The organism is Streptomyces sp. NBC_00659 (assembly GCF_036226925.1).
Lineage (GTDB): Bacteria > Actinomycetota > Actinomycetes > Streptomycetales > Streptomycetaceae > Streptomyces.
This window is the reverse complement of the sequence record NZ_CP109031.1, coordinates 5,477,484-5,501,740: the sequence shown is the minus strand read 5'-3', so window position 1 is coordinate 5,501,740 and position 24,257 is coordinate 5,477,484. Positions and strand designations below refer to the sequence as shown.

The following is a 24,257-nucleotide window of genomic DNA, read 5'->3' as shown; positions in this document are numbered from 1 at the left end:
GATGGAACTGCGCCTGCTGGTGACCTTCGAGAAGGTCGCGACCGTGCTGAGCTTCACCCGGGCCGCGGCCGAGCTGGCGTACGCGCAGTCCAGTGTGACCGGCCAGATCCGCGCCCTGGAATCCTCGCTCGGCACGGAACTCTTCGACCGGCTGGGCAGCAGGATCCGGCTGACCGAGGCGGGCGAACGGCTGCTGCCCTACGCCCGGCAGATCATCGAGCTGACGGAGGAGGCGCGGGCCGCGGTCGTCGGCGCCGAGGAGCCCTCCGGCGCGCTCACCGTCGGCACGATGGAGTCCCTCACCTCCTACCGGCTGCTGCCGCTCCTGGAGTTCTTCCACCACCGCCATCCCGGGGTGCGGCTGTCGCTGCGCACGACCATCGGCGACGAGACCCGCCGGGCGCTGCACCAGGGCACGTACGACGTCGGCTTCCTGATGGAGGAGGACACCGAGCACGCGGGTCTGGAGGTCGCGGTGCTCGCGGAGGAACCCCTCGTGCTGGTCGCCGCACCCGGTCATCCGCTCGCCGGCACGGCACCGGCCACCGCCGACCTCACCGGCCACTCCCTGCTCGCCACCGAACCCGGCTGCGCCTACCGGGACTTGTTCGAGCGGGAGCTCAACTCCCGCACCCCGGAAGCCTCTCCCGTCGACTTCACGGAGTTCGGCACGATCGAGGCGACCAAACGGGCAGCGGCGGCCGGCCTCGGGATCGCGTTGCTGCCCGAGGTGACGGTCGCCGCTGAACTGGAGCGGGGCGAGCTCGTACGGCTGGACTGGGAGCCGCCGTTCACGCTTTGGACGCAACTGGCCTGGCGAGCCGGGAAGCGGCTCCCGTCCCATGCGCGGCTGTTCGTGGAGCGGGCCCGGCAACTGGTGTCCGAGGAGTCCGGCCCGCAGGGGTGACCGAAGCGGCCTCGGCGATCCGGCGGGCCATGATGCTCCTGGCGCTCCCGGTGCTCCTGGGAAGCGTCACCTTCAGGCTGGCCGTCACGATCAGCGGGACGCCGAGGGCCTGGACGAGGCCGATGTGGTGGCCGTACACCGCCCAGTCCATGACCATCGCGACGGCCGGGTAGGTGAAGGCGAGCACGGCGATCTTCGCGGTCGGGAGCTTGGCGTACGCGGCGTACATCAGGACGTACATCAGCCCGGTGTGGACGACTCCGAGCCCGGCCAGCCAGCCCCAGTCCGCGCCGGTCCCGCGCATCGCGCCGAAGTCGGCGAAGGGGAGCAGCAGTGGGATGCCGACGAGGACCTGGACGAGCGCGACGAGGTGGGGCCGTACGCCCGTGATGCGCTTGGTGACCAAGGTGGACAGCCCGTAGAGGAGCGCTGCGAGGAGTGCCTGCCCCAGGCCGGTGAGATACGAGCCGCCGTTCGCGAAGTCGGCCGGGGAGACACCCGAGACGAGGACGAGACCGGCGAAGGCGAGGGCGATCCAGCCGACCTTGGCGGCCGTGAGCCGCTCGCGGAAGAGCAGGGCGCCCAGCAGCACCACGTAGAACGGCTGCGTGTGGTAGACGACGGTCGCGACGGAGATCGAGGTGTTCTCGTACGACTGGAAGAGCAGGACCCAGTTGAAGACGATGAACACCCCGCCGAGCGCGGCGAGTCCGAGCGTGCGCGGGGTGAAGCCGTGGCCCCGGAAGTAGCCCCGGGCCAGCGCGTAGCCGCCGAGGGCGAGCGCGCCGAACAGGACGCGGAAGAACACGACGTTGAAGGGCGATGCCCCGGACTCGACGACGAAGACGCCGAGGGTGCCGGAGAGCATCATGGCGGCGGTGAGCTGGGCGATGCCCTTGTTCTCGACCGCGGTGGCTGAGGTCATGCCCCGAAGGTAGGAGCGGGACCCGCTGCCGGGCCACGGCCCACCGGGGCGTCCTGCCGATGCCCCCATCGGCACCGCCGATGCGTACGGGCAGGCGGCGTCAGGTTCCGGCCTGGAGGCGGAGGCCCGCCAGAGTCAGGTCCAGCGCGGCGAGGAACTGCTCCTTGTCGTCGTGCCCGTCGAACTCGTCGACGATGTCGCGCACGAACGGAAACTCCTGGGCGTCGAGCGCACGCCACGTCTCGGTGTAGCGACCGAGGAACTCGTCGCGGTCCACGAAGCCGTCGAGCACCTCCTCGGGCGGCTCCTGCCCCATGTCGGCGGCGTTGCCGACCACGACGCCCACGATCGCCGACACGGCGTGGAACCGCTGCAGGGGCGTGAGGTCGAGTCGAAGCGTCTGCTGCCCCAGTTTCTCGAAAAGCCGCAACGAGTTGCCCTGGACGTCGGTGCCGCGCATGAAGTGCGCGCCCAGCCACGGCCGGTCCACGATCGCGTCGAACAGGGTGACGGCCATCACGCGCAGGTCGTCGATCGGGTCGTCGCTGCCGGTCTGCCTTTCGACGGCGGTCAGCACCCCGCCGAGCACGTGGTCGATGGCGCGGCCGAGCAGGTCGTCCTTGCCCGAGACGTACCAGTAGATGCTGCCGACGCCGGTGCCGAGCCGGGTCGCGAGGGCGCGGAGGGTCAGCGCCGGCTCGCCCGCCTCGTCGAGCAGGGCCACGGCCGCGCCGAGAACGGTGTCGATGGAGTGCGAGGCCCGTTGACGTCCTCGGGAAGGGCGATCGGCGGGTCGTGGTCGCGGGCCTGTCATGACACCCATCCAATCACAGCTTGCGCAAATATCGAACCTCGTTCTATGGTCGAACAACGTTCCATTGTCGAACGTCGTTCTATAGCCGACGGCGTTCCGAGAGGAGGCCCGCCATGACCACGACCGCCCTAGCGCCCGCCGCGTCGCGCACCTATCCGTCCCTGCGCGCGGCATGGATTCCCCTGGCCGCGCTCTGCCTGGCCTTCTTCGTCGAGATGGTCGACAACACGCTGCTCTCGATCGCGCTGCCCACGATCGGCCGGGATCTCGACAGCAGCACGACCGCGCTGCAGTGGGTCACCGGCGGGTACTCGCTGACGTTCGGCGGCCTGCTGCTGACGGCGGGATCGATGGCCGACCGGCTCGGGCGCCGACGTGTGCTGCTGGCCGGCCTCGCGGTGTTCGGCCTGCTGAGCCTGGCCGTCGTCGCGGTCACCACCGCGGGGCAGCTCATCACCTTGCGGGCCGGCCTCGGCATCGCCGCGGCGGCGATGGCCCCCATCACCAACTCGCTGGTCTTCCGGCTGTTCGACGACAAGGCGCTGCGGATGCGCGCGATGACCCTGATGATCGTCGTCGGCATGTCCGGCTTCGTCCTCGGCCCACTGCTGGGCGGCACCGCCCTGGCCCACTTCCAGTGGCAGTGGCTCCTGGTCGTCAACGCCCCGATCGCGTTGATCGCGGCCATCGGCGTCCGTCTCGGTGTCCCGGCCGACCGGCCGCAGGACCTGACCCACGACAAGCTCGACCTGCCGGGCGCCTTCCTCAGCGTCACCGCCATCGGACTCGCCTGCTACTCGCTGACCAGCGGCGTCGAGCACGGCTGGCTCTCCACGACCACACTCGCGTCGGTGCTCGGCGCCATCGCCGCGGGGATCGCGTTCGTGTGGCACGAGCGCCGCAGCGCGTCGCCGATGCTGGACCTCCGCCTCTTCTCGAACGGCACCGTCCGCGGCGCCGCCATCGCGCAGATCGGCACGGCCATCGCGATGGCCGCCGTGATGTTCGGGCTGATCCTCCACTTCCAGTACGCCTACGGGTGGAGCCCCGTACGGGCCGGCCTGGCGAACCTCCCGATCATCGTGACCATGATCGTCGCGACCCCCCTGTCCGAGTGGCTCGCGGGAAGGTTCGGCCACCGCATCGCCTGCCTGGTCGGCTCGGCCTGCCTGGCCGGCTCACTGGCGGGCCTGTCCTGGGGCGTCGACCGCGGCTACGGCGCCATCGCGGTCTGCATGGTCGTGATGACCGTCGGACTGCGCACCGTCATGACGATCTGCGCCATCGCGCTCGTCGACGCGATGCCGGACAACCGCACGTCGATCGGCACGGCGCTCAACGACACCGCCCAGGAGGTCGGAAGCAGCGTCGGCACCGCCGTGGTCGGCACCCTCATCGCCGCGCTGGTCACCACCCGGCTGCCCGCGGGCACCTGGAGCGACTCCCTGGTGGCGTCGTTCTTCCACGGCGAGCGGATCACCTACGCCGTGCTGGCGGTCGTCGTCGGCCTGATCGCGGCCGGCGGCGCACTCACCCTCACCGACTCCCACGCCACCGAAGAGCCCGCCTGAGACGTCCGAGCCGGGGTTGCCGAATAGCCACCGCTCGGCCGGGACCGCCGCCGGGACCGCTCAGCGGGGCGGCTCCTCGCGCAGGACGAGCGCGAGGAGACCCGGGAAGCGGGCGTCGAACTCCGCCCGGCGCAGCCGGTTGACCCGCTTGGGCCCCTCGTCGCGCTGCTCGACGAGACCGGCGCCGCGCAGCACGGAGAAGTGATGACTGAGAGCCGCCTTGCCGACCGGCACGTCGAAACTTCCGCAGCTGCGGCTCCACTCGGCGGACCCCGCCAGTTCCCTGACGAGCTGGATTCGCACAGGATCGGCGAGGGCGGCGAGGGCGGCCGGCACGGGGACCTCGTCGGGGTGGGTGTGCTCGGGCGCCGCCCGGTGACTGGTGCGCTCCGCCACGTCGGCCTCCCTGGTACCTCTGGTCCGCACTCCGCGACGGGCGATTCGCGATCGGCGATCGGCTTGCCGAGTGTTCGATGAAAACCATACACTCCCGAGTGTTCGCTTTTCGTTGAACAGTCCACGGCGAGCGTGACTGTTCCGCCGGGCGTCAGCCGGAGGTGTGCCATGCGTACGGTCGAATTCCAGGAGTACGGCGGTCCCGAGGTCCTGCGGGTCACCGAGACGAAGGTCCCCGATCCGGGCCCGGGGCAGGTGAGCGTCGACGTGGTCTACGCGGGCGTCAACTTCGCCGACCTCAAGGCGAGGTCGGAGGGCTACCGCGTACCCGGTCTCCCGTTCGTGCCCGGCCTTGAGGTCTCGGGCCGGATCCGGGCGGTCGGCCCGGATGTCACCGGACTGCGGGTGGGCCAGGAGGTCGCGGCGCTGACGGAGGGCGGGGCGTACGCGGAGGTGACCGTGGCCGACGCCGTGACGGTCTTCCCCCTGCCCGACGGCGTCGGACTGCGCACCGGCGCCACCCTTCCCACCGTCCTGCCCACGGCGTACGCACTCCTGCACACGGTGGGCCGGCTCCAGCCCGGCGAGACGGTGCTCGTCCAGGGTGCGGCGGGCGGCGTGGGCACGGTGCTGGGCCAACTGGCGAAGGCGGCCGGGGCGGGCGCGGTGTACGGCGTCGTGTCCAGCGCGCCGAAGGCCGAGTACGCCCTCGCCCACGGCTACGACGAGGTGTTCGTGGGCTCCTTCGAGGACGAGGTCCGCGCGACGAGTGCCGGCCGCGGGGTGGACCTGGCCCTGGACCCGGTGGGAGGCGAGACCCTCCGAGGCAGCCTCGCCTCCCTCGCCCCCTTCGGACGCCTGGTCTCCTTCGGCAACGCGAGCTCGGCGGAGCCCTGGACGGTGGGCCAGCCGGAGCTCTACCCGACCGGCCTGTCGGTCGCCGGGTTCTCGATCCTCGGCCTGGCCCGGACGGCCCCGGCCGCCCTCCGCGACATCGCCTCGCGCGCGTTCGAGACGGTGGCCGACGGCACGGTGACCCTGCCGGTGACGGCGGAGTTCGCCCTGGAGGCGGCCGCGGAGGCGCACGCGCTGATGGGCTCGCGAACCAGCACGGGCAAGCTGCTGCTGCGGGTGGCGGATTCGGATCGGTCACGGCCGTGAGTGTCAGACCCCCGGTCTACCCTTCGCCGCCATGACGACTCGCCTGCACGCCACCCGCACCTCCTACGACACCGTCGCCGCCAGTTACGCCGAGCTGCTCAAGGACGAATTGGGCGGACCGCTGGACCTGGCGATGCTGGCGGCGTTCGCGGAGCGGGTGCGGGCCGGCGGGGGCGGGGCCGTGGCGGACCTCGGGTGCGGGCCCGGCCGCGTGACCGTCCATCTGGAGAAGCTCGGGCTCGACGCGTTCGGGATCGACCTGTCGCCCGGGATGGTCGCGGTGGCCCGCGGGGAGTATCCGCATCTCCGCTTCTCGGTGGGCACGATGACGGACCTCGACCTCGCCGACGGCTCCCTCGCCGGAGCCCTCGTCCGGTACTCCACCGTGCACACCCCGATCGACGAACTGCCGCTGATGTTCGCCGAGTTCCACCGCGTCCTCGCCCCCGGCGGCCATCTGCTCATCGCCTTCAAGGTCGGCGACGAACAGGTCCGGCTGGAGCATGCCTACGGCCATGACGTCGACCTCGACGTCCACCGATTCCCACCCGAGCGGGTCGCCGGACTCCTGCGGAACGCGGGCCTGTCCGAGGTCGCCCGCCTCGTCCGCGAGGCCGAGGCCCCGGAGAAGACCCCGCAGGCCTTCATCCTGGCCCGCAGGACCGGAGATCCGCTGTCGGCCGCGACGGTTCTCTGAGTGCTTCCCCGACGCGCCCTCGCGTTCCGGCGACGCGGAAGGGTGGCCCGGGGGACAGTGGAGGCATGGAGCGCATCGATCAGGCACAGGCCCGCGCGTGGCTCGCGACCGCCCTGGCGGAGGCGCGCGCCGGGCTCGCCGAGGGCGGTATCCCCATCGGGGCCGCGCTGTACGGCGCGGACGGCACCCTGCTCGGCCGCGGCCACAACCGCCGCGTCCAGGACGGCGACCCCTCGGCGCACGGGGAGACGGCCGCCTTCCGCGACGCGGGACGGCAGCGGACGTATCGCGGCACGACCATGGTGACCACCCTGTCGCCGTGCTGGTACTGCAGCGGGCTGGTCCGGCAGTTCGGGATCTCCCGGGTGGTCGTCGGCGAGGCGGCCACCTTCCACGGCGGCCACGACTGGCTCGCCGAGCACGGCGTGGGGATCGTGCTGCTCGACGATCCCGAGTGCACCGCGCTGATGCGCGACTTCATCGAGAAGAACCCGGCCCTTTGGAACGAGGACATCGGTGAATGACCCGGCGAACACCCAGGCGGACACCCCGGCGGATCCCCCGGGGACGGCGACGGCCACAACCGCCGGACCCGCACACCCGCCGGTTCCCGGCATCCCCGGCGCCGCCCCGGGCTCCGCACACCCGTCGGCTCCCGGCATCCCCACCATCGATCTACGGCCCTGGTTCTCCGGGGACCCCACCGCCCGCGCCGCCGTCGCCCGCACCGTCGACGACGCCCTGCGAACCGCCGGGTTCCTGCTCGTCACCGGCCACGGCGTGGACCCGGAGCTGCGCCGCGGCCTGCGGGAAGCCGCCCGCGCCTTCTTCACGCTGCCCGCCGGGACCAAGCAGCCGTACGCCGCCCGGGTCGGCGGGCGCGGCTGGCTCGGGCCCGGCGCCGAGGCCAACGGCTACGCGGAGGGCACGAAGACCCCGCCGGACCTCAAGGAGTCGCTGACGTTCGCGACGCACGAGCCGTTCGAGGACCCGGAGACCAACGCGGAGTGGTACGCGCCGAACGTCTGGCCCGCCGAGGCCCCTTCGCTGCGGGCACTCTGCGAGGAGTACCTGGCCGGGATGGCCCGGCTGGAGAACGAGCTTCTGGAGCTGCTCGGCGAGGCGCTCGGCCTCGGACCGGACTTCTTCACCCGCCACATGGACCATCCGACGTACGGCTTCAACATCAACTGGTACCCGGGGACGGAGGTCGTCGGCGAGCCCGAGCCGGGCCAGTTCCGCATCGGGCCCCACACCGACTTCGGCACCGTCACCATCCTCGACCGGCAGGCCGGCAAGGGCGGGCTCCAGGTGTTCACGGACGCGGACGGCTGGCAGGACGCTCCGTTCGACCCGGCGGCGCTGACGATCAACATCGGTGATCTCATGGCCCGTTGGACCGGCGACCGCTGGCGCTCGGGACGGCACCGGGTGCTGCCGCCGCCGGCCGACGCGCCCGCCGAGGAGCTGATCTCGCTCGTGTACTTCGGTGAGTGCACGCCGGGAACGCTGGTCGAGTCGGTGCCCGCCCCGGTCGGCCGGGTCGTGCACGAACCGGTGGATTCCCACGTATACCTGCGCAGGAAACTCGATTCGATCACTGTCGGTTGAACGGCTGAACGTTTTCGTAACTGAACGGACACCGGATGGCCTATCCCGAACCAACCCCCCCTTCTTAAACTGTTGTTGATACACCTCACAGCAGCACATATGGAATGAGCCGGACCGCGGACCAGGGGGAGATGCGGTGCACACAGGGCTGCACGGCCGGGGGGCGCTGTTCGACACCGATCCGCCCGGACTCGCGTCACGACTGGTCGGCCTGCGTCCGTACCAGCTGCGCGCCACACCGTACGAACACCCCGGGGAACCGCCCTTCGTGATCTTCACGGGCGGCCGGGGACTGGGCAAGACCGCCGTGCTCCTCGCCCTGCGCGAGGCCTACCGCGGTCACACCCCGGTCGCCCTGATCGACGGCGAGGAACGGCAGTTCGCCGCGCCGCCCCCGGACCGTCCGGCCGAGTCCTGGTCACCGGTGGCGCAGGCGCTCACGACGGCCGCGGAACAGCTCGCCGAACCGGTGAAGGGCGCCGGACGCATCGGCTTCCCGCGGCTGTCGTCCGGCCTGCTGGCCGTGGCGGCGGGCGGCTGGAGCGACCGCGACGTGCCCCGCATCCGGCAGGAGGCGGAGCGCATCCTGCTGCTGAGCGAGACCGAGTCCTGGCTGTCGGGATTCGCGGGACGCTGGGTGAGCAAGGTGATCTCCAAGCTCGTCGCGTCCATGAGCGGGACCGGCCCCGTGGTGGAGCCCATCATCGAGGCGACCCTGGAGGCCTTCACGGAAGGCGTCTCCCCGGCCCACCGCCGGCTGCGCAGGGCCACCACCTGGTACCGGGACTACCCGAACGCGGGCGGCAGCCCCAAGCTCGCGCTGATCCTGCTCTCCCGGCACTTCCGGGCGGGCGGCGACTCCCGCAGACACGCCGAACGCCATCTCGTACGCGCCCTGCTGGCCGACCTCGACGACGCCTACGCGGGCGTCGTCCAGCGCTCGCACCGGCGGGGACGCCCGGTCCTGCTGATCGACAACGTCCAGGAGCCCGCGGGCCTCGGACTCCTGGAGCCGGTCCTGCGCGACCGCGCCGACGGCATCAAGGACCAGGCCGTCTTCTTCGCCACGCTCCGGGGCGACTCGCATCCGGCGCTGCGCAACGCGGGCCGCCGCACCCTGCCCGAGACGGCCCGGGCCACCGGCTGGCGACCCGGCACCTCACCGTCCTCGCGCGCCCTGCTCGTCCCGCTGCCGCCGCTGACCCCGGACGACACCCTGCACATCATGGACACCACGTCCGGCGGCCTCGGTGCCGGACCCGCGGCCCCGACCGCCGTACCGCCCCAACTCCCGCACGCCACCCATCGGTTGACCGGTGGCAGCCCGCTCGGCATCACCCTGCTGGCCGCCTCGGTCCGGCAGAACCTGCCCGAAGGCGCCGACTCGCTCGGCACATTGCTGACCGCCCACATCGCCCCGCACGAGGACCATGCCGGCCGCCCCGCCTACCAGGAGCTCCTCGGCCGGCTCGTCCCCGGCGGCCGCCTCGACGAGCTGACCGTGCTGGCCGCGGCCCACGACCGCGACTCGGCGTGCTCCCTCGCCCAGTCGCGGCTTCCGGAGGACTTCGGCGCGTCCGGCGTCCTGGACCTGGAGGAACGGCTCGCATCGGAGGGCTGGGCGACGGCGGCCGGACAGTTCGTCGGCGACCCGTTCCTGCGCGCGCTCCTGCTGCTGCGGCTGCACCACGACGACGCGGACCACGAGGGATGGCGGGCGGTGCACCGCGCCCTCGTCGACCACTACCAGGACCTGGGCGAGTCGGCCCCGGCCGACAGCGACCGTTATCGGCTGCACCACGAACTCGCCCTCGGGAAGGCGGACTTCGCGGTGGCGCATCTGCGCGACACCTTCCCCCGATCCGACACCCGCGGCTGGCTGTCCGCACTGCTCTTCATCGCCTCCGCGCCCTACTACCACGCCCATGATCCGGACGGCCGCGACTTCGAGGGCCACGACCACCGCGCCTCCGTAGCCCTCGGCCGCACGGACGCCGCGCACCGGCCGCCGGAGGGCGTGGACCCCGTACTGCACTTGCGGGTACGGCGGTTGCTGCACGCGGTGTGGCAGCTCACCGACCCCTTGGTACTGCCGGAGCCGAGGGTGGCCGAGCGGCTGCGCTTCGAGCTGGAGCAGCTCTCGAACCTGCGGCCCGCGGGCAACGCCCTGCTGTGGCGGGCCTCGCGGGACTGGCCCGCCGACGCCCTGGCCGGCCGGCCGCTGCGCGTCCCGGACGACGAGGACGGAGGACGGTGATGGCTCGCTTATGGGTGTGGCTGCGCGAGGACATCTGGGAGATTCGTTTCCGCAGGTATGTCGCGCTGACCCTCGCCGCCGCCCTCGTGGGCCTCGGTGTCTGGGGCGGCATGACGGCGGCGAAGGTGGACCGGTCGTGCGCGCCGGGGGTCGTCCAGCCGAAGGACGGTGACGAGTGCGTGGGCGTCTCCTGGACGGCGTACACCTTCGGGCGGTCGCGGTTCACCGAGACCGTGCGGGCGATCGACCGCGAGAACCACCGTCTGGCTCACGGCAGTTACGTCACCGTCGCCCTGCTCGAACCCTTCACCGCGACCGACGCCGACAACCTCGCCGACGTCCTTCACGAACTCCAGGGCGCCTACCTGGCGCAGTACCAGGCCAACCACGACACGACCGGGCTGAAGCCGAAGATACGGCTCGTGCTCGCCAACCCCGGTGCCACCGGCGCCTCCTGGCGGCACACCGTCGACCAGCTCGACCGGATGGCCAAGGGCCCGGACCGGCTGCGCGCGGTCACCGGGGTCGGGGTGAGCACCGACAACAACAAGAAGGCGGTCGCGGAGCTCACCCGGCGGGGCATCCCGGTGATAGGGAGTTCGATCACCGCCGACAGCCTCGCCAACGGGCAGGGCGGCAAGGACCCCTTCCCGGGGCTCGCCCGTGTCTCCCCCACCAACACCGACGAGGCGCGCGCCCTCGCCTCCTTCGCCAAGGTGTCGGCGGTCAACGCCTTCCTGGTCTACGACCGGACCGGCGACCCCTACACGCGCACGCTCCAGGCCTCGTTCGAGAAGATGCTCAAGGGCGCGCGCTCCGAGGCCCAGCCGTTCACGCCGCCCGCCGACCGCAGCAAGGAGGGCAGCACCGCCAACGTCTTCGCGCAGATCGCCAACATCCTGTGCAACACGCCGAAGACCACGAACACCGTCCTGTTCGCCGGCCGGCACACCCAGTTGCGGCAGTTCATCAACGCGCTGGGCGCCCGGGGCTGCTCCGACCGCCGCTTCACCGTACTCACCGGCGACGAGGGCTCGTACCTCGCGGGTGACAAGGACCTCGACCCGGCCGCTCTGAAGGACCCGCTGCTGACCGTGCGCTACACGGCCCTCGCCCATCCGGACGCCTGGCCGAAGGACGGCGCGCGGACCGGCGGCAGCGCGGCCGACGCGAAGGTGCTCGGGCGGCTCCTGGCCGACGCCGTGCGGGAGCCGGTCGGCCCCATCGGCCCGGTGGCCCTCGACGACGGCCAGCTGATCATCGCGTACGACGCCATGCGGCTCGCGGTGCGCGGTATCCGCGGGGCCTCGCCGACCGGGCGGATCCCCGCACTCGCGGACGTCGGCCTCCAGTGGCCCCAGGTCAAGGGCGCCCAGCTCCGGGTGAACGGGGCGAGCGGGTGGATCTGCCTGGACGTCCACGGGAATCCGTACGACAAGGCCGTGCCGATCGTGGAGCTGACCCACGACAGCCGCGCCCGCTTCGTGAAGATCGCCTGGCCGGACGGCAGGCCACCGGCTGCCCAGTGCCTGCCGCCGTCCTAGCCGTCGGCCGCGCATACGACGAAGGCCGGCCTCAGTGACACACAGGTCACCGGGGCCGGCCGTATCGCGTCCGGGCGGGTCAGACTCCCGCGTAGGAGTGCTTGCCGCTGACGAAGATGTTGACGCCGTAGTAGTTGAACAGCCAGCAGCCGAAGGCGACCAGGGCGATGTAGGCGGCCTTGCGGCCCTTCCATCCGGCCGTGGCCCGCGCGTGCAGGTGGCAGGCGTAGGCGACCCAGGTGATGAACGCCCAGGTCTCCTTGGGGTCCCAGCCCCAGTAGCGGCCCCAGGCGTCGCCCGCCCAGATCGCGCCCGCGATGATCGTGAAGGTCCACAGCGGGAAGACGGCGGCGTTCACGCGGTAGGAGAACTTGTCGAGCGAGGCCGAGGCGGGCAGCCGCTCCATGACGGAGGTGGCGAACCGGCCGGGCTTTCCGCCGTTCTCCAGCTTGTTCTCGTAGGAGTCCTTGAAGAGGTACAGCACGGTGCCGACGGCGCCCACGTAGAAGACGGCGCCGCACAGGATCGCGGTCGAGACGTGGATGTACAGCCAGTACGAGTGCAGCGCGGGGACCAGCTGGTCGCTCGCGGTGTACAGGACGGTGACCGCGAGACCGAGGTCGAGCAGGACCGTGGTGATCAGCGGGAGGCCGAGCCAGCGGACGTTCTTCTTCAGCGCGAGCAGGACGAGGAAGACCCCGACGGCGACGGTGGAGAAGGTGATGTTGAACTCGTACATGTTGCCCCAGGGGGCACGCCGCACCGACATGGCGCGGGCGAGCACTCCGGCCGCCTCCACGCCCCAGGCCAGCACGCTGAGGGAGACGGCGATCCGCCCGTAGAGGTCGCCCTGCTCGTCCCCGCCGTGCGCGCCGGGCCCGTCGGGCACGTCCCGCGCGCCCGCCGCGGACCGGGTGACGACCTTCGGCCGCTCCAGCACGGTGGTCCCGCCGGCCTTGCGCACGGTGACCTCGGGGGCCGCGGCCGCCTTCGCGCCGTCCGCGGTGAGCGCGCTCGCGGTGCGGGAGACCTTGCTGCGGCTGCCGAAGAGCCACTCGGCGATGAAGGCGAAGAAGGCCAGGGTGTAGACGGCCATCGCGGAGTAGATCAGCGTGTTGCTGATGTTGGCGAGGTGTTCGTTGGTCGCGGTGGCCAGTTCGGTCACGGCGCCCAGGTCGTGTGCGGTGGCGAGCGTCACTGCTTCTTGGACCCTTCAGCGGCGGGTACGGGGGGTTCGGCGTCGGCGTCGGTGGGTGCCGCGTCTTCGTCGGGCTTGGTGGGTGCCTGTTCGTGCACGAGCGCGGCCAGGTCGCCGAGCTCCTCGGGAAGCTTCGCGGACTCGCTGCGGCCGAGCCCGGCCATCTCGACGACGGTGACACCGTCGTCGCCGGTGGTCGCCCGCACCCAGACGCGGCGGCGCTGGATGAACAGCGAACCGGCGAGTCCGAGGATCGCGGCGAACGCCCCGGCCAGCGCCCAGTCACTGCCGGGCTGCTGGGTGACCTGGAAGTTCGCCCACTCCTTGATGTCCTTGTCGAAGGTGATCGAACCGGCGCCGTCCGGCAGCTTCATCGTCTCGCCGGGCCGCAGTCGCGACTTGAGGATCTCGCCCTTGGCATCCTTGAACTGCTTCATGTGGGCGGTCTCGAGCTGGTACACGTTCTGCGGGAGGCCCGCGTCGACCCCGAGGCTGCCGTGGAAGCCGCTCAGCGCGAGCACCGGGTAGTCGAGCGCGGGGAACTGGGAGAACATGTCGCCCTTGCCCGCCCCGGCGAAGGTCGGCACGAAGAAGGCGGAGAAGCCGAGCTGTTCGCTCTTGCCCTGCGCGTTCCTGTATCCGTCCATGACCTTGACGGCGCCCTGCGAGGTGACGTTGGAGTCCAGCGGCAGCAGGGGCACGGCATTGTGGAAGACGACGTCGCCCTTGCCGTCGCGGACGGTCACGGTGGGCGCGTAGCCGTGGGCGGTCAGATAGACCTTCGTGTCGCCGATCACGAGCGGCTCGTTGACCTTGACGACGGTGCTGCGCTCCTTGCCGTAGGCGCCCTCGCTGTAGGTGATCGCCGCCTGGTAGGTGCGAGGGGTGCCCTTGTTGGGGCCGGTCCGCTCGTAGGTGCCGGTGAAGTTCTTCAGGTCGAAGCTGAACGGTGTCAGGTCGTCGGTGCTGAAGAGGTTGCCGGACTTGAAGTCGTCGTAGGACAGGAGCGTGTTGGAGAAGCCGTCGCCCTCGACGATCAGCTTGTCGCCCTCGGACTTGAAGAGCTGGCCCCAGGCGAAGGCGACGAGCATCACGATCAGCGCGATGTGGAAGAGCAGGTTGCCGGTCTCGCGGAGGTAGCCCTTCTCGGCGGCGACGGCGTCCTTGTCGACGTGCGCCCGGAACCGCTTCTGCCTGAGCACCTTCAGCGCGATCTCGCGGACCTGCTCGGGCTCCGCCGCGGTGCGCCAGGTCGTGTACGCGGGCAGCCGGGTCAGCCGCCTCGGGGCGCCCGGCGGACGGCCGCGCAGCTGTCCGACGAACTGCCAGGTGCGGGGCACGATGCAGCCGATGAGCGAGACGAACAGCAGGATGTAGATCGCGGAGAACCACACCGAGCTGTACACGTGGAACAGGCCCAGCCGGTCGTAGAGCGGACCGAGCGCACTGTGCGCGTCCTTGAACTCCTGCACCTTCGCCGCGTCGGTGCCGGACTGCGGGATCAGCGATCCGGGGATGGCGCCGAGCGACAGCAGGAAGAGCAGGATCAGCGCGACCCGCATCGACGTGAGCTGGCGCCAGATCCAGCGGACCCAGCCGGTGACCTCGCGGCCGGTCCAGGCGATCCGTCCCAGGGCGCCGGGGGTGCGCGCGCCGCCGAAGGAGCCGGGCACCGCCGTCTCCACGGGCGCGGTGGACAACTGCGACCCGGCCTCGCCGAGTTCGCCGTCGGCGCTCACCCCGATGTGCCGCTTGGTGCTCGCCGGGTCCGGCGTGCCGTCGTCCTCCGGCGTCGCGGCGGACTCGGACGTGTTGCCGGTGTCGGTCGTGCTCATGGGTCAGATCCCTACCGTGAAGCCGTCGGACCAGGTCTGCGCCTGCTGCACGATGCCGTCCCAGGCACCGGTGAGCAGGAGCAGGCCGGTCACGATCATCATTCCGCCACCGATCCGCATCACCCAGGTGTAGTGACGCTTCACCCAGCCGAACGCGCCGAGCGCCTTGCGGAAGGCGACCGCCGCGAGCACGAAGGGCACTCCCAGACCGAGGCAGTACGCGACGGTCAGTATGGCCCCGCGCCCGGCGCTCGCCTGGTCCATGGAGAGCATGTTGACGGAGGTGAGTGTCGGGCCCAGACACGGCGTCCAGCCGATGCCGAAGAGCGCGCCCAGTATCGGCGCCCCGGCGAGCCCGGTCACCGGCCTCCGGTGGAAGCGGAACTCGCGCTGGGTGAGCCAGGGCATCAGCCCCATGAAGAACACGCCCATCGCGATCATCAGCGCGCCGAGGATCTTGCTGAGGATGCCGTTGTACTCGTGCAGCGTCGAGCCGAAGTATCCGAACAGCGCCCCGCCGGAGACGAACACGACGGTGAAGCCGAGCACGAACAGACTGGCCCCCGCAACCATCCGCCCCCGTCTGGCCTCGGCCAGGTCCGTGCCGCTGACCCCGGTGACGTACGACAGATAGCCGGGTACGAGCGGCAGGACGCAGGGCGAGAAGAAGGAGACGAGCCCGCCGAGCACGGCGATGGGCAGCGCGAGCAGCAGGGCGCCGCTGTAGACCGTGGTGTTCATGCCGGTCGAGGCGGCGAGGTGCGTGGACGTCTGGAGAAGGGACACGTCGGTCACTTCTCCGCGAGAACGGGGTCGAGCATCTCGTGCAGCTTGTCCTTGCTGAGCGCCTGGAGCGTGCGGGCCGCGATCTTCCCGTCCCGGTCGATGATGATCGTGGAGGGGATCGTCTGCGGGTTGAGCGTGCCCTTCTTGAAGCGGAGCATCAGCTTGCCCGTCGGGTCGTACAGGCTGGGGTACGGGACGCCCTGCTGCTCCTCGAAGGCCCTGGCCGGGGAGGTGCTGGGGTCACGGGTGTTGATGCCGACGAACTGCACGCCCTGGGCGGCGGTCTCCTTGGCGACCTTGACGAGGTTCGGCGTCTCGGCGCGGCACGGCGGGCACCAGGATCCCCACACGTTGAGGACGACGACCTTGCCCTTGTAGTCCGCGATGTCGAGCCGCTTGCCGTCGACGGTCTTGCCGGAGAGGTCCGGGGCGGCGTCCCTGGACCCCTTGGCGACGGTGGAGATGCCGTTCTTGCCGGGGACGAAGTTGCTGTTGCCCGCACCGCCGGAGGTACCGCCGGAGGTGCACGCGGACAGCACGAGCGCGGCGACGGCGGCCCCCGCGGCATACAGGGCGGCGCGGGGGCGGTTCGGGCGCTGGTCTGCGCGGCAGGCGGCACTCATGTGAAAAGTTTCGCATGCCCGATTCGGGGATCTTCCGCACCCCCCTTGCGGGTGGAAACCCGCATTTCAGGCGGCATGTCCCCGAAGGTAGCGGTGCCAGCCGCCGGTGGGCTCCTCGGACACGTCCATGGCCTGGAGCTTCGCCAGCACCTCGGGCCGCTGGACGTCCAGCCAGTCCACGAACTGCCGGAAGGAGACCATGCGCACGTCGGAGCCCTTCTGCTTCTCCCGTGCGATGTGGGTGAAGACGTGCTCGACGGCGTCCATGTAGATGCCGCCGTTCCACTCCTCGAAGTGGTTGCCGATGAAGAAGGGCGCCCGGTTCGTCTCGAATGCCCGCTTGAATCCCGCCACGTACGACGCGGAGGCCTGTGTGCGCCAGCCCGGGTAGTTGTACGAGGGCGCGCGGGTGGTGGCGACCGACTGGTTGGCGAGGATGTTGTAGTCCATCGAGAGGACCTCGAAGCGGTGCCCGGGGAAGGGCATCGCCTGCAGGGGCAGGTCCCACAGCCCTTCCTTCTTCTGCGGCCAGCGCTGGACACCGCCGGGCGAGGAGGCGTCGTAGCGCCAGCCGAGCTCCTTGACGGCGGGCAGCAGGCTGTTCTGGCCGAGCAGGCACGGGGTGCGGGCGCCGATGAGCTCCTTCTCGTAGTCGAAGGGCAGCGGGGGCAGGTCGGTCCAGCCCGTGTTGGTGCGCCACTCGGTGACGAAGGACTTGGCCTGCTCGATCTCGCTGGCCCACTGCCGGGACGTCCAGTTGCCGACCGAGCCGGAGCCGCCGCAGAAGTGGCCGTTGAAGTGGGTGCCGATCTCGTGGCCGTCGAGCCAGGCCTGACGGACCAGCTTCAGGGTGGAGCGGACGTGATCGTCGCTCAGATAGCCGATGTCCGAGGCGCCGCGGGGGTTGTTCGGCGGGTCGTAGAGACGCTTCTTCGACTCGGGCAGGAGATACAGCCCGGAGAGGAAGAACGTCATGTGCGCGTCGTTCTCCCTGGCGAGCCGGAGGAAGCGGTCGAAGAGGCCCGTGCCGACCTCTCCGGCTCCGTCCCAGGAGAAGACCACGAACTGCGGCGGGGTCTCGCCGGGTTCGAGCGGCACGGGAGCCAGCGGCTGGCGCGGCTGCTTGCCGGTGTAGGCGGTGGACCCGTCGCCGATGAGACGTACGGCCGGCTTCTTCGGGGCGCCCGGACGGCCGGGGCCGCCGGTGGGTGAAGGGTCAGGACGCCGCTTGGCCTCCTTGCCCGAGGTCGTACCGCACGCGGCGAGTCCGAGCGCGGTCGCCGCACCCGCACCGAGGCCGATCATTCCCCTTCGGCTGACGTCGCGCATACGGTCCTCTTTTCATCGCACCCTCTCAGCTGACTCTCAGCTTGTATCCCATGAGAGGGCGCGATGAAGTCGCGGGTTCCCTTTAACGCGCGCAGATTTATGTGATTTTACGAAGATACGCCCATTTGGCCCGACTCTTCGCTTTCGACCGTCAGGCCCCGAATGCCTTGTCCTTGCCCTTCACCGGCTTGGCGCCCGCGAGGAGATGAGCCGGCACCAGATCGCGCGCGGGCTCCGTGTAGCCCACGGACACGATCTTGTCGCCGCGGTAGGTGAAGGTGGTCAGGGACGCCAGGGTGCACTGCCGCTTGCGCGGGTCGTGCCACAGCCGCCGCTTCTCCGCGTAGCTGCGGACGATCCAGATCGGCAGCTGATGACTCACCAGCACCGCCTCGTGGCCGCGTGCGGCGTCCTTGGCGGCGTCCAGCGCACCCATCATGCGGACGACCTGGTCCACGTACGGCTCGCCCCAGGACGGCTTGAAGGGGTTGACCAGGTGCTTCCAGTTCTCCGGCCGCCGCAGCGCGCCGTCCCCGACCCCGAAGGTCTTGCCCTGGAAGACGTTGTCGGCCTCGATGAGCCGCCCGTCCGTCGCCAGGTCGATCCCGTGGGCCTTCGCGATCGGCGTGGCCGTCTCCTGCGCCCGTTCCAGCGGCGAGGCCACGACATGCGTGACATCGCGCGAGCCGAGGTGCTCGGCCACCCGGTCGGCCATCTGCCGCCCGAGCTCGGACAGGTGGTACCCGGGCAGCCGCCCGTAGAGCACCCCGTCCGGGTTGGCGACCTCGCCGTGCCGCATCAGGTGGACGACGGTGATGTCCCCCGCGCCGTTCTTGTCGCTGGTCCCGCTCATGCCGTGGCCTCCGCCGCTGCCCGCGCCGCCGCCGGAAGGGCGTCGGCGATCCTCTGAACCGCCTGGTCGTCATGGGCCGTCGACACGAACCACGACTCGAACGAGGACGGCGGCAGGTAGACACCCTGCGCCAGCATCGAGTGGAAGAACGCGGTGTAGCGGAAGGACTCCTGCGCCTTCGCGTCCTCGTAGTCGCGCACCTCACGTCCCGTGAAGAAGACGGAGAACATGTTGGAGGCGCTCTGCAGACGGTGGGTCACACCCTCCTTGGTGAGCGCCTCGGTCACCAGCGCCTGGATCCGCGCCGACACCGCGTCGATCCTGTCGTACGCGGCCTGGTCGAGCAGCCGCAGCTGCGCGAGCCCGGCGGCGGTGGCGACGGGATTGCCCGAGAGCGTGCCCGCCTGGTACACCGGCCCGGCCGGCGCGAGGTGCGCCATCACGTCCGCGCGGCCACCGAACGCGGCGGCCGGGAAGCCGCCGCCCATCACCTTGCCGAAGGTCATCAGGTCCGGACGCACACCGTCGATCCCGTACCAGCCGGCCCGGCTCGTACGGAAGCCCGTCATGACCTCGTCCGAGATGTACAGGGCGCCGTTCTTCGCGCAGGCGTCCTTGAGGCCCTGGTTGAAACCGGGCGCCGGCGGCACCACACCCATGTTGCCGGGCGAGGCCTCCGTGATCACACAGGCGATCTCGCCCGGGTGCGCGTGGAACGCGGCCTGCACGGCTTCGAGATCGTTGTAGGGCAGGACGATGGTGTCGGCGGCCTGGGCGCCGGTGACGCCGGGCGTGTCGGGCAGCGCGAAGGTCGCGACCCCGCTGCCCGCCGCGGCGAGCAGCGAGTCGACGTGGCCGTGGTAGCAGCCGGCGAACTTGATCACCTTCGTGCGCCGGGTGAACCCGCGGGCCAGCCGGATGGCCGACATGGTCGCCTCGGTGCCGCTGGAGACGAGCCGGACCTGCTCGACGGGCTCGACGCGGGCGACGATCTCCTCGGCGAGGACGACCTCCCCCTCACCGGGCGTACCGAAGGACGTACCGCGCGCGACGGCCTCCTGAGCGGCGGCGACGACCTCGGGGCGGGAGTGCCCGAGAATCATCGGACCCCAGGAACAGACCAGGTCGACGTACTCACGGCCGTCGGCGTCGGTCAGATACGGACCGGTACCGGACACCATGAACCGGGGCGTACCGCCCACGGCGCGGAAGGCGCGCACCGGAGAATTCACGCCACCTGGTGTGACGGCCGTCGCACGGTCGAACAGCGACTGCGAGGCTGGGGCTACGTAGGGATAAGGCAGTTCAGTCATGACCTGCGACGTCTCCGACTCCGGGGGCTAGTGACCTCCTCAGGGTAGGCCAGGGGGTCCGGTGGGCCGCGAGGGGAAGACCGGGGCGCCGTGAACGGACGGCCCCGGCCCGACGTACGGCTCTCCACAGAGGAATGATCCCGGCCATCGCCGGGCCGGTGTGACGCAGCCCGGTATGACAACCGGGTCGCTTCGCCCGGCCATCTGCGAAACTGGGACCAGAACGGACAGCTCACATGAACGACGGTGTTCAGGGGCCGCGAAGATCCCGCGGACAGGTATTTCGGCGTACGTTTCGGCGTGCGACCGTGGGGGAGGTCACTGTCACGATGATCGGGTTGCGTGGCGGGGGTCTCGCGACTTAGAAAAGCAGTCGGGTGGAGATATGCATCGCGGTGGACTGGGCGAGGGGACCGACGACCTCAACCCTCGGCGTGCCCGGCGGGGGAAGCACCGGCGTGAGGCGGAGGAAGCGGCCGGCAGAGCGGGACAGGCACAGGGATCGCAGGGTGACCCCGACGAGCGGATCGATCGCGCGGTCGAACGACTGCGGGCGGAGAGCGGGAATGGTGGCCGAGTGGGGGTGACGTACAAATACTTCGGCGCGCCCGACGGCGCGACGGCCGCCAGGGTCCCGATCTCGATGCGCCCCGAAGAACTCGGCGGCGACGAACTCGGCATGAACGGCATGTTCACCAAGATCAAGCCGGAGACGATGGCCGCGATGGTCCTCACCGGCATAGAAGGCGTCCCCCTGAACAAGGTTCCGCCTCTGGAGCTTGTCGTCCTGCACCCCGACTACGCCGTGGTCAAGCTCCCGATGACCGTCGTCGACCCGCTGCGCGGCCTGGGCGAGGAGGCCGTGGGCGCGGCCGCCTTCATCTGGTCCACCGTCCCGGACCGGGGCGGCCCACGGGACGCCTTCAACGTCTACCAGCTCCTGCACGAGTGGCAGGACTTCTCGCACCGCCTGCACGAGGCGGGGCATCAGCCGTACTGCCTGGTGTGGCCCTGATCCGGGGTTCCTGAGCAGCGGGCGGGGTTTCCGGACCCCGCCTTTTTTCATGCCCCGGGGTCGCGGACGATCACCGGCCCGGGGCACGGACCACCGGGAAACCCCCGCTACAGCCCGCCCGCGACCCGCAGGACCGCACCCGTCGTGTACGAGGCGTCGTCCGACAGGAGCCAGGCCACCGCACCGGAGATCTCCTCCGGCCGGCCCGCGCGGCCCATGGGAATGACGTCGGCCATCCAGGCCGGGCGCTGCGGGTCCTCGTGGAAGTCGGTCCAGACCACACCCGGAGCGACACCGTTCACGCGGATGCCGTCCGCCGCCACCTCCTTGGACAGGCCGACGGTCAGGGCGTCGACCGCCGCCTTCGTCGCCGCGTAGTGGACGTACTGCCCCGGACTGCCGAGGGTCGCCGCCGACGACGAGATGTTGACGATCGCACCCCCGCCGGACGCCGCCATCTCCCGTACGGCACGGCGCGCGCACAGCAGATAGCCGAGGACGTTGACCGCGAGGGCGTCCCGCATGCCGTCGGGGTCAGCGTCGGCCAGTGGTCCGTTGGGTCCGCTGACGCCCGCGTTGTTCACCAGCCCGGTGACCGGGCCGAGTTCGGCGGCCGCCGCGTCGAAGAGCCCGTCGACCGCGGCGGCGTCGGAGGTGTCCACGGCCACCGTCAGACAGCGCCGGCCCGCGTCCACGACGGCGTCCGCCACCTTCTCGGCCGCCGCGCGGTCGGACCGGTAGCCGATGACGACGTCATGGCCCTCCAGGGCCAGCCGCCGGCAGACGGCGGCGCCGATCCCGCGGCTGCCGCCCGTCACCACCGTGATCCTCCGCCCGTTCCGCACGATCGCCTCTCCTCACGACACGAACCATCAGTGTGACGGCAGAGGGGGCCACTCCCGCTCTCCCGCGCCCACGGCACCTTCGGTCGCCGCCAGGACATGACTCGCCCAAGAATCTCCCACGGTTCGCTCAGGACAAGAGCCTTCAGGACAACGGGATCTGACGGTGAGCACCTCGCACGGCCCATCCGGCGAAGCAGACGTGTCGCCGCCGATCGGGTCATCCGAAGAACACCGCTCAGGACGGCTCCCCTCGGGGCGAGCGCGACGAATCGGCAGGTCAGAGAAGCCGGACCGACCTCGGGCGATCGTCAGGGCGGCCGCAGGGCGGGGCCCCGGCCATGGGCCGGGCGAGCTTCCCGGGTGGTGGGCTCGCCCGATCGGATTGACGGTGGATCACGTCGCACCGGGTTTTCGCCTGCTGACAAGAGGTCAGCTGCCTGGTTCTGACGGAAGGACTCCCACAATGCGATCTGCCCGCATGCTCCTGGCCGCTGCGACGGCCACCGCCGCTCTCGCGATCGGCGCCCCCGGCGCGTACGCCGTCGCGGCCGGCGACTGGGACCACAGCGACTCCTCTTCCTCCTCTTCCTCCTCTTCCTCGTCCCCTTCCTCCTCGTCCTCCGCCGGCAAGGAGAAGGAGGACTCTGGGTACGGCAAGGAGAAGGAGGACTCCGGCTACGGCAAGGAGAAGGAGGACTCGGGATACGGCAAGGAGACGGAAGACTCCGGATACGGAGCCGAGCACGGCAAGGACAGCGAGAGCGACCACGGCAAGCCCACCTGGCACCACCAGAAGCCGGAAGGCGGCGTACACACCGGCGGCGGTGCGCTGACGTCCGTCAAGACGGACGACTCCGCCAAGGGCGACAAGAAGTACGACCCGGAGACCTACAAGGACAAGGACTCCTCGAGCTCCGACCACAGCAGCGGTTCCTGGGACTCCGGGACGGACAAGGGCTCGTGGGACTCGGGCAGCAAGGGTTCATGGGACTCGGGCAGCAAGGAGTCCGGCGGCAAGCCGCACGGCGGCGTGCACACCGGCGGCGGCGGTCTCGCCACGTCCTCCGGTGTCACGGCCGGCGGAGTCGGCGTCCTGGGCCTCGCGGCCGCGGGCGTGTACATGCTGCGCCGTAGGAACGCCGCGGGTGGTGTGGCCTGACCATGCCTGACGACATAGCGGTCCGGGCCGCCACCCACCCACCCCGTGGCGGCCCGGCCGGTCTCTCCTCCGGCTTCTGACGACCTTGCCGACCTTGCCGGTCTTGCACCGGCTTCTGGGTCTCCTGCTGCTTCCGCCGACCTTGCCGACCTTGCCGTTCTTGCCGGCCCTTCTGCTGCTGCCGGACCTTCCCGGCCTTGCTTCTGCTGCTGCTTCTGTTGCCCGTCCTGCTGTTCCCGCCGCTCCCGCCCAGTCCGTTCCGCTGCCCCGACCCGATGAGGTGGTGCCCGATGGCAGCCCGGTTGTCCTCTCCCGCCGAGACCCCGCACCCGTCACCCGAGCGGACCTTCAGACGCCGTGCCACATGGGTCGTGTGGTGCGCCGGTCTCGCGGTCCTGGTGGCCACGAACGTGCTCCACCGCCAGGACCAGTCGTCCGGCCCCGCCTCCCCTGCCGCGGCGGCCCCCGCGCACGCGCACGCGCCCGTGTCCTCGGCCTCGGCCTCGCCCTCGAACGACCGCCCGGCGGCGAGGCATCTCCCGCGGGCCGAGCCGACCCGGCTGCGCATCCCGAAGATCTCGGTGGACGCGCCCTTCACCGACCTCGCCATCGACGCCACGGGCAAGCTCGAGGCCCCGCCCGCGAACGACACGAACCTGGTCGGCTGGTACGCCAAGGGCGTCTCCCCCGGGGAGGCGGGGACGGCGATCATCGCCGGGCACGTCGACACGAAGACCTCCGCCGCCGTGTTCGCCGGTCTCGGAGACCTGAAGAAGGGCGACAAGTTCAGCGTCGAACGGTCCGACGGCCGGACGGCGTCCTTCGTCGTCGACAGCGCCGAGACCTTCGCGAAGGACGCCTTCCCCGACGACAGGGTGTACGCCGACACTTCCGACGCCGAGGTCCGCCTCATCACCTGCGCCGGCACCTACAACCGCACCGTCAAGGACTACACCGACAACCTGGTGGTCTTCGCCCATCTCGTCTGAGCGGGCGGGCGGTCCGGCTACCGCGTCACGAGCGAGTCGCCGTAGACGTTGCAGACGTTGTAGACGGTCACCGAGGACGGCTTGCCGGCGCCTTTCGCGTAGGCGCGGTAGGCCGCGGTGACCTTCTCCGCCCTGCCGACGGCGTCGTCCTCGGCCCCGATGCCGGTGGAGATCAGGGCATGGCCGTCGGTGCGCTCCTGGACGCGCTCGACGTCCTCGGTGACCCGTACGAGGCTGCGGGCCTTGCCGTAGTCGCGCAGCTCCTTCGCGGCGGACTTCGTGTCCGCGCTGTCGCCGGACGCGGGAACTCTCCGAAATCGCCGACTCCTTGCCCGAGCAAGTCGCGGGCAGCAGGCCAGGCGGCCCATCCGTGAGCGGGCCGGCACCCTGAACGGGCGACGGACACCTGCCACTCGGCGCTCTCGTGAT

23 protein-coding genes are annotated in these 24,257 nt (G+C 70.8%); 11 read left to right on the top strand and 12 right to left on the bottom strand.

Going from position 1 to position 24,257, the window contains the following annotated elements:
- Position 1 precedes the first annotated feature (1 nt).
- Positions 2–907: a LysR family transcriptional regulator gene (locus tag OG410_RS23975; protein ID WP_329301085.1), complete on the top strand. Its 906-nt coding sequence runs from the start codon at positions 2–4 to the stop codon at positions 905–907.
- Here OG410_RS23975 and OG410_RS23970 read toward each other — a convergent pair.
- Positions 792–1,832, bottom strand: a complete 1,041-nt coding sequence (locus OG410_RS23970; RefSeq protein WP_329301084.1) for a DMT family transporter — start codon at positions 1,830–1,832, stop codon at positions 792–794. The genes OG410_RS23975 and OG410_RS23970 overlap by 116 nt on opposite strands.
- A gap of 100 nt (positions 1,833–1,932) precedes the next feature.
- Positions 1,933–2,580 (bottom strand): TetR/AcrR family transcriptional regulator, encoded by a 648-nt coding sequence (locus OG410_RS23965; protein ID WP_329304222.1) that lies wholly within the window; start codon positions 2,578–2,580, stop codon positions 1,933–1,935.
- 179 nt (positions 2,581–2,759) lie between these two features.
- Between OG410_RS23965 and OG410_RS23960 the strand changes: the two genes are divergently transcribed.
- Positions 2,760–4,217: an MFS transporter gene (locus OG410_RS23960; RefSeq protein ID WP_329301083.1), complete on the top strand. Its 1,458-nt coding sequence runs from the start codon at positions 2,760–2,762 to the stop codon at positions 4,215–4,217.
- A gap of 60 nt (positions 4,218–4,277) precedes the next feature.
- Here the strand turns inward: OG410_RS23960 and OG410_RS23955 are convergent, their stop codons facing one another.
- Positions 4,278–4,613 (bottom strand): ArsR/SmtB family transcription factor, encoded by a 336-nt coding sequence (locus OG410_RS23955; protein ID WP_329301082.1) that lies wholly within the window; start codon positions 4,611–4,613, stop codon positions 4,278–4,280.
- Between the two features lie 168 nt (positions 4,614–4,781).
- Between OG410_RS23955 and OG410_RS23950 the strand changes: the two genes are divergently transcribed.
- The 6 genes from OG410_RS23950 (at position 4,782) to OG410_RS23925 (ending at position 11,883) form a co-directional block, all read left to right on the top strand.
- Positions 4,782–5,774 carry a quinone oxidoreductase family protein gene (locus OG410_RS23950; RefSeq protein WP_329301081.1) on the top strand — a complete coding sequence of 331 codons (993 nt, stop codon included), beginning with the start codon at positions 4,782–4,784 and terminating at the stop codon, positions 5,772–5,774.
- A gap of 31 nt (positions 5,775–5,805) precedes the next feature.
- Complete coding sequence (locus OG410_RS23945) at positions 5,806–6,471, top strand: class I SAM-dependent DNA methyltransferase (protein WP_329301080.1); 666 nt, start codon at positions 5,806–5,808, stop codon at positions 6,469–6,471.
- Positions 6,472–6,536: 65 nt separating this feature from the next.
- Positions 6,537–6,995: a nucleoside deaminase gene (locus tag OG410_RS23940; protein WP_329301079.1), complete on the top strand. Its 459-nt coding sequence runs from the start codon at positions 6,537–6,539 to the stop codon at positions 6,993–6,995.
- A 91-nt stretch (positions 6,996–7,086) separates the two neighbouring features.
- Positions 7,087–8,082 (top strand): isopenicillin N synthase family dioxygenase, encoded by a 996-nt coding sequence (locus OG410_RS23935; RefSeq protein WP_329304221.1) that lies wholly within the window; start codon positions 7,087–7,089, stop codon positions 8,080–8,082.
- Between the two features lie 136 nt (positions 8,083–8,218).
- Positions 8,219–10,339 (top strand): hypothetical protein, encoded by a 2,121-nt coding sequence (locus OG410_RS23930; RefSeq protein WP_329301078.1) that lies wholly within the window; start codon positions 8,219–8,221, stop codon positions 10,337–10,339.
- On the top strand, positions 10,339–11,883 hold the full coding sequence (locus tag OG410_RS23925; protein ID WP_329301077.1) for an ABC transporter substrate-binding protein: 1,545 nt from the start codon (positions 10,339–10,341) through the stop codon (positions 11,881–11,883). The genes OG410_RS23930 and OG410_RS23925 overlap by 1 nt, the downstream gene beginning before the upstream one ends.
- Before the next feature lie 79 nt (positions 11,884–11,962).
- Here the strand turns inward: OG410_RS23925 and ccsB are convergent, their stop codons facing one another.
- The 7 genes from ccsB to hemL all read right to left on the bottom strand — a co-directional run bounded on the left by ccsB (position 11,963) and on the right by hemL (position 19,820).
- Complete coding sequence (ccsB, locus tag OG410_RS23920) at positions 11,963–13,081, bottom strand: c-type cytochrome biogenesis protein CcsB (protein ID WP_329301076.1); 1,119 nt, start codon at positions 13,079–13,081, stop codon at positions 11,963–11,965.
- Positions 13,078–14,916: a cytochrome c biogenesis protein ResB gene (gene resB, locus OG410_RS23915; protein WP_329301075.1), complete on the bottom strand. Its 1,839-nt coding sequence runs from the start codon at positions 14,914–14,916 to the stop codon at positions 13,078–13,080. Before resB ends, ccsB begins: the two co-directional genes overlap by 4 nt.
- 3 nt (positions 14,917–14,919) lie before the next feature.
- A complete protein-coding gene (locus OG410_RS23910) occupies positions 14,920–15,657 on the bottom strand; it encodes a cytochrome c biogenesis CcdA family protein (protein ID WP_329304220.1) in 738 nt (245 codons plus the stop codon).
- Positions 15,658–15,707: 50 nt separating this feature from the next.
- The gene (locus tag OG410_RS23905; RefSeq protein ID WP_329301074.1) at positions 15,708–16,325 is read right to left on the bottom strand and encodes a TlpA family protein disulfide reductase; all 618 of its coding nucleotides are present in this window, start codon (positions 16,323–16,325) and stop codon (positions 15,708–15,710) included.
- A 66-nt stretch (positions 16,326–16,391) separates the two neighbouring features.
- Positions 16,392–17,654: a hypothetical protein gene (locus OG410_RS23900; protein WP_329301073.1), complete on the bottom strand. Its 1,263-nt coding sequence runs from the start codon at positions 17,652–17,654 to the stop codon at positions 16,392–16,394.
- Between the two features lie 151 nt (positions 17,655–17,805).
- Positions 17,806–18,507 carry a histidine phosphatase family protein gene (locus tag OG410_RS23895; protein ID WP_329301072.1) on the bottom strand — a complete coding sequence of 234 codons (702 nt, stop codon included), beginning with the start codon at positions 18,505–18,507 and terminating at the stop codon, positions 17,806–17,808.
- Positions 18,504–19,820: a glutamate-1-semialdehyde 2,1-aminomutase gene (gene hemL / locus OG410_RS23890; protein WP_329301071.1), complete on the bottom strand. Its 1,317-nt coding sequence runs from the start codon at positions 19,818–19,820 to the stop codon at positions 18,504–18,506. The genes OG410_RS23895 and hemL overlap by 4 nt, the downstream gene beginning before the upstream one ends.
- A 577-nt stretch (positions 19,821–20,397) precedes the next feature.
- On the opposite strand from hemL, the gene OG410_RS23885 reads away from it, so the two are divergent.
- The gene (locus tag OG410_RS23885) at positions 20,398–20,835 is read left to right on the top strand and encodes a hypothetical protein (RefSeq protein ID WP_326790851.1); all 438 of its coding nucleotides are present in this window, start codon (positions 20,398–20,400) and stop codon (positions 20,833–20,835) included.
- Positions 20,836–20,942: 107 nt separating this feature from the next.
- On the opposite strand, the gene OG410_RS23880 is transcribed toward OG410_RS23885, so the two are convergent.
- Positions 20,943–21,680 (bottom strand): SDR family NAD(P)-dependent oxidoreductase, encoded by a 738-nt coding sequence (locus tag OG410_RS23880; RefSeq protein WP_329301070.1) that lies wholly within the window; start codon positions 21,678–21,680, stop codon positions 20,943–20,945.
- A 463-nt stretch (positions 21,681–22,143) separates the two neighbouring features.
- Between OG410_RS23880 and OG410_RS23875 the strand changes: the two genes are divergently transcribed.
- Positions 22,144–22,839, top strand: coding sequence for a hypothetical protein (locus OG410_RS23875; RefSeq protein ID WP_329301069.1), 696 nt, complete (start codon positions 22,144–22,146; stop codon positions 22,837–22,839).
- A gap of 290 nt (positions 22,840–23,129) precedes the next feature.
- Positions 23,130–23,828, top strand: coding sequence for a class F sortase (locus OG410_RS23870; protein WP_329301068.1), 699 nt, complete (start codon positions 23,130–23,132; stop codon positions 23,826–23,828).
- A 17-nt stretch (positions 23,829–23,845) separates the two neighbouring features.
- On the opposite strand, the gene OG410_RS23865 is transcribed toward OG410_RS23870, so the two are convergent.
- Complete coding sequence (locus OG410_RS23865; RefSeq protein ID WP_329301067.1) at positions 23,846–24,241, bottom strand: hypothetical protein; 396 nt, start codon at positions 24,239–24,241, stop codon at positions 23,846–23,848.
- Between the last annotated feature and the right edge of the window lie 16 nt (positions 24,242–24,257).